The 4710-nt window shown below is 42.2% G+C and carries 7 protein-coding genes and 1 pseudogene; 4 read left to right on the top strand and 4 right to left on the bottom strand.

Going from position 1 to position 4710, the window contains the following annotated elements; translation table 11 throughout:
- The first annotated feature begins 342 nt into the window (after positions 1 to 342).
- Genes BKE30_RS15570 through BKE30_RS15580 form a run of 3 tightly spaced genes read left to right on the top strand, consistent with a single transcriptional unit; the run spans position 343 to position 1286 of the window.
- The gene (locus BKE30_RS15570; RefSeq protein ID WP_076879465.1) at positions 343 to 648 is read left to right on the top strand and encodes a hypothetical protein; all 306 of its coding nucleotides are present in this window, start codon (positions 343 to 345) and stop codon (positions 646 to 648) included.
- Between the two features lie 24 nt (positions 649 to 672).
- The gene (locus BKE30_RS15575) at positions 673 to 993 is read left to right on the top strand and encodes a hypothetical protein (RefSeq protein ID WP_076879466.1); all 321 of its coding nucleotides are present in this window, start codon (positions 673 to 675) and stop codon (positions 991 to 993) included.
- 23 nt (positions 994 to 1016) lie between these two features.
- Positions 1017 to 1286, top strand: coding sequence for a hypothetical protein (locus BKE30_RS15580; RefSeq protein WP_227518428.1), 270 nt, complete (start codon positions 1017 to 1019; stop codon positions 1284 to 1286).
- A 72-nt stretch (positions 1287 to 1358) separates the two neighbouring features.
- Here BKE30_RS15580 and BKE30_RS15585 read toward each other — a convergent pair whose 3' ends face one another.
- Together BKE30_RS15585 and BKE30_RS15590 are read right to left on the bottom strand one after the other, a co-directional pair.
- On the bottom strand, positions 1359 to 2702 hold the full coding sequence (locus tag BKE30_RS15585) for a hypothetical protein (protein WP_076879468.1): 1344 nt from the start codon (positions 2700 to 2702) through the stop codon (positions 1359 to 1361).
- A 115-nt stretch (positions 2703 to 2817) separates the two neighbouring features.
- Positions 2818 to 3264, bottom strand: coding sequence for a hypothetical protein (locus BKE30_RS15590; RefSeq protein ID WP_076879469.1), 447 nt, complete (start codon positions 3262 to 3264; stop codon positions 2818 to 2820).
- 483 nt (positions 3265 to 3747) lie between these two features.
- Between BKE30_RS15590 and BKE30_RS16135 the strand changes: the two genes are divergently transcribed.
- Positions 3748 to 3918, top strand: coding sequence for a hypothetical protein (locus BKE30_RS16135; RefSeq protein WP_158073216.1), 171 nt, complete (start codon positions 3748 to 3750; stop codon positions 3916 to 3918).
- 48 nt (positions 3919 to 3966) lie between these two features.
- Here BKE30_RS16135 and BKE30_RS15595 read toward each other — a convergent pair whose 3' ends face one another.
- Entirely contained in the window at positions 3967 to 4476 is a 510-nt protein-coding gene (locus BKE30_RS15595; protein WP_406564693.1) for a lysozyme, read from the bottom strand.
- A pseudogene (locus BKE30_RS16140) lies at positions 4463 to 4710 on the bottom strand (hypothetical protein); the annotation flags it as partial. The gene BKE30_RS15595 and the pseudogene BKE30_RS16140, both read right to left, overlap by 14 nt.

Consider the following 4710-nt stretch of genomic DNA (forward strand, 5'->3'; position numbering starts at 1 on the left):
GTAGACGTAAGCAGACTCGAACTGCTGACCCCCACCATGTCAAGAATGTTCTAGGTGACAGATATGACATTGAATTACATCATATTTGCCAAAAATAACGCCTAGAAAAATCAGAAAATAATGAAATTATACTAATTATTTTTCAATAAGTTACGCTTCATTTTCCGATAAGTATTTAAGGCCATACTACCTACAATTAAAACTTAATCATTGGCCGAATTGACAGAAGTAATAAATATTGAAAACTATTGATGCCATAGGTTGTCGCGCGGGATTTGGCTAGGTCTATCAATTATCAGGTTTTTTTAGATAATGAAAACTTCGGGTAATTAGGACATTGTAATGAAAAAGCCAAGTAACCAAAATGTTGCTGCTGGTCTTATACCAGCACGTCTACTAAAAAAGGAATCACACCCAGACTTTCCAAAGTTGAAAGTCACCTACCCGTTTGAGGACGATGACCAGCTGACATTGAGCTTTAAAGAAGTTGTAGCGATTGTGGCCAAAGCCCGTGAAGTTGGCCAGCTTGAAGCCACTGACAAGCTGACTGAAGAATATATACGCCGTGAACTCAAGCTAGTACCTATCGTTGGAACAATTGGTGATGGCTGTAAAAACCATTATATCAAGCCAGTAAAAGTAGATTAATCCAGTTTTTTGGAAGCAACGACAATGAAATATACCAAGCTATCTAATGGCATGCTGACTGATGCCTTAATCCCCTATGAACTAAAACATTATAAGCCTGCTGATGAACATGGAATCGGAGGTAGGCACCCTTTTAAACCAGATGAGAAAATTTCCCTGACTTTCTCTGAATTAGAAGAATTAGTGACTAAAGCCCGGGAAGTGGGTAATAAGGAAAATGAAGGTACGCTTACCAGAGAGTACTTAAATTCCCTTGGCCTGTTTCCCGTGATTAAAAATGAATGTTTGCTGGAAAACATTCAGAATCATAAAGAAGAGCATGTCCAAAGCTGGATGAGTTTATAACCCCCTTTCACCAATAGGAAAATATGATGAACCATAAAATGCTTACTGACCGCGATCTGGCAAACGATTTGATTCCTAAACGGCTTATTCCCCCAACGCCAGAAAAATTTAAGGACAAGGCAGTCCAATATGTCTTTGATGATGAAGATGAAGTGACTTTAACTTTCAAGGAAGTGGTAGAAATGATTACCACTGCCCGGGCAGTAGGCCCACGTATGGTGCCGGTAATGGCCATGAAGTCAACAGTTTCCCAGATGGTCTACCCAATATCGAATAATAAAAAGCCCAGTTAATCTGGGCTTTTTCATAAATATAATTACTTGTTTACCGGAATCAGCACAAATTATTGACTAGAACCCTATACATTAGGGTTCAGTTCGGCGACAGGATGTTTCCTTAGGAGTGCAGTAGTAAATATTACGACCTTTGACATCTACCCCGGCACTACGATCCATTGAGTTACTATTATTTGTGGCTGCAAATCCACATCCCCATACCAGGTGCGTCGTAGAAGGCAATTTTCTTGCATCCGGGCAGCTGCTGGATGCCCAGTTCACTAGCGCTTCTGGCGTGGCCCAGTCTTTATCTGCCGGGCCACCGCTAATCACGTCCACAGGGGTCTTACACTGAAAATGCCTTGATGCATCCGGCTTGGTACAAACCAAGATTGCCTCATTGAATGCCTGCCGTTTAACTTCTTCCCTGTCAGTATGTTCTGAGTTATTTGGTTTAGCTGGTGTAATAGCAGTATTCTGTACTTTGGGCTGTTTGTTTAATCCCTGATCTACATTGGGGATTTTATTGCTATAAGCTGCTGGTCTAGATTCGATGGGCAGCGTAGCTTTGTTTATCCCAGATGAGAGCATCCCCGATGATGCAGTGTCCTGCTGTTGCGCTCTTACTGCCTGCTCACGTGCAATTTGTTGGTTATTCAAATCACGCTGCAAATCCCTCAAGAAGGCGTGCTGTTTATCTTCTAGCTGCTGGGATTGGGCGCTGGCCTCTATATAGCCCTGAGAGAGTCCTGCCAGCCCCCGGGCAATAAGTTCTGCCCGCTCAGCCGACCTACGTTCCTTCTCAATGGTTACTTCTCGCTGCTGGGCCGCATAGTTCTCACTGCGGCGCTGCAACGCTGCCTTATACTGTTCTTCTGTGAGGGGGGTCAACACTTCTCTTACAGAAGCAGATTCAATGACCAGTGAGTTCTCACCATCGCAGCGACACCAGCCCCAATTTCCATGATTATAAATTACCTTGCCACTCGGTAAGACATGCATTGGGATTTTAAAGTCAACCTCTATATCAGGATAGCCCGTACCATGGATTTCCTCTAGCTCTCCGGTTTCCAGATCAAACTGGAATAGGACTAAAGCATTTAAATAATCAGGATACCATCGGCCTTCAACTCCACTGTATAAAAAGGCTTGGCGATGAATCATCACCGCGCCAGGGATTTCCCAGTGAAATCGGTGAATAGTCAAGTCTCCATTTTTTCCCTGTTGTAGCCAGCGCGTACCATCAAGTGTAGCCAGGTCGCCAAAGCGCTGCTTCTGGTCAGCCAGGTTAGTGGACTCAAGCATTGCCAGCGATGCTTTACGTTTTTCTATGGTGGAATAGGTACAGCCCTGCATCAATAGTGGCATGGCTAGTAGAATAATGAGAAATAGATAATGCAGCGCAGCGCTGCCCTGATGTCTGAATTGTTCCATGTTCAGTCAAGCTCCATGTTTGGCTTTAAGCCCTTATTTGCAATCAGGTTAGTATAAATCCCTTTCCTTAAAATAAGCTTTATTTATCAAATAACCCCTACGCCCCTATGATCTACTAGATGGGTATATCTTTTATATAAATATAAGAACCCTCACTCATTTGAAATCTTCCATCATTTGTAGCAGGCATAGACTTTATAAATCTGATTAGCAGCTCATTAGTTGCTGCTGAGTTTATAAATCTGACTATTTCTCCATTAGTTGGAAATTCCCAGAATGCTTTCCCACATGTTAAGCGATGTGTATTTTTAGAATAATCAGTTATTATTGAGAAATTCAAAGTATGAGCAGGTTCATAGCTGCTATGTGCCAGTCCAGTGATATCCCAATCTTCTAGTATCCTAATAGCATTTACGGGAGAAAATTTCGAATAACCATACAGCATTGGCCTACCAGACCCTCTCCACCAGAATGATATTTTGCCATTAGCTATATCATTAGGACTAAAGCTACTGAACTGGACATCTATTGACTGAAGTTCAGCTATAATTAAATTCCTCATTGTTTTGTCCTTACAGTAATTTATTGGTGAGTTAGGCGGTCATGCCAATCCACTCTGGAAAGAGCCTCATAAGCTGCAATGAGTTCTTTTGCTTGATTTAAACGCATATAGTCACCTATTGAGTATCACCAGTTCTGAATATACCCTGACATTAAAAATAAGACCAACATCCAACATCAAAACCAGGCACCTCTGCATAACTTGGGCACTGATCAGGATTGCTTAATCGACTTACCTGGGCAAACTCATAGCCACCCGCCCATGGGAAATAGAACAGATAACTGTATAGGCCAGCGACGACAAGTAGGCCTAAAGTGACAGCGATTATCCAAATGGATTTTCTGATTTTTGGCATTTTTAATACTCTTAAATAGCTGTTCTTTTTAGATTTTACTTACATAAAGCAAGTAAATTGATTTTGCATTAAATCAAAAATACTTTTAAATGTCATTATTGAAGCATCAATAAAACAAGGTATCTACAATGAATAGCACTGAAAACAACACCAAAGCAGAAAAATTAGAAGCCCTGAAACGATCACTTGAACTTCTTCAGGTTGATGATATTGAAGAAAGCCAAATTGACCAGATCACAAATATTCTGAACCTGAAAGAAATTAGAGTGAAAGGCAGTGCCATGTTTGAACCGGATTAAAAAAGCCCCTTACAAGGGGCTTCTAAGTATTGATCACTTACCAATAACTTAGCTATCTGCGCTCACGCACTTCGCATGCCGCTCTTTCTGGCGGGTCCATACGCCCATGCAGTTACTGGATTTTATAGAACAATCCCGGCCAGCTACATATTTATATTTAAGTAGGGCGTTACAGGCGGCCCGGTAATTGCCATTGAGAATTTCACGGCGCATCGATGATTTGTTCCAGGTTGCCATACCGTACTGATAGGTAAAATCAAGGTAGGTATCATACTCACCCTGACTTAACAGCACGCCAGGCAACGAAGCCTTGAATAGTTTTTCATCTTTGCTCAGATGTGCATAGGCATCTTCAACAGCCTTGACTGGTGTGGTTCGGTCCCCCAGTTTTACTGGCTTACCATTTTGTTGAACTGTAGTGCCAAAACCCATTGTCGGCACATCACCCTTAACAGGCACAATCGCCTTTTCGGTATAGCCTTCCTGCCGGACCAGACCTACAAAGGCGGCGGCGCTGATTACCAGACTACTAATTAAAATCCGCTTACTCATGCTTATCTACCTGATTCTGTTTTTCAATGATCCGTAGGCGGGCCGCGCTTTCAATTTCCTCACGCTTATCACGGCGATATTGAAACCACAGATTGAATAAAAAAGCCCAGGCTTCTAACTGACCAATCTTATGTTCCACCTCAACCAGTGGGTCACGTAAAGCAATCAGGAACAGGCTTAAATTAATCCGGATTGAGGCCGTGGACACAAAAACCTGTGTTGTGTTGATTTTGGTCAGGT

This window comes from Alkanindiges hydrocarboniclasticus, from assembly GCF_001982605.1.
GTDB lineage: Bacteria > Pseudomonadota > Gammaproteobacteria > Pseudomonadales > Moraxellaceae > Alkanindiges > Alkanindiges hydrocarboniclasticus.

What these genes read in the sequence shown, in the direction of transcription:
- BKE30_RS15570 (WP_076879465.1), top strand. Translation starts at nt 343, where the DNA reads ATGAAAAAGCCAAGTAACCAAAATGTTGCTGCTGGTCTTATACCAGCA.
- BKE30_RS15575 (WP_076879466.1), top strand. Translation starts at nt 673, where the DNA reads ATGAAATATACCAAGCTATCTAATGGCATGCTGACTGATGCCTTAATC.
- BKE30_RS15580 (WP_227518428.1), top strand. Translation starts at nt 1,017, where the DNA reads ATGATGAACCATAAAATGCTTACTGACCGCGATCTGGCAAACGATTTG.
- BKE30_RS15585 (WP_076879468.1), bottom strand. Translation starts at nt 2,702, where the DNA reads ATGGAACAATTCAGACATCAGGGCAGCGCTGCGCTGCATTATCTATTT.
- BKE30_RS15590 (WP_076879469.1), bottom strand. Translation starts at nt 3,264, where the DNA reads ATGAGGAATTTAATTATAGCTGAACTTCAGTCAATAGATGTCCAGTTC.
- BKE30_RS16135 (WP_158073216.1), top strand. Translation starts at nt 3,748, where the DNA reads ATGAATAGCACTGAAAACAACACCAAAGCAGAAAAATTAGAAGCCCTG.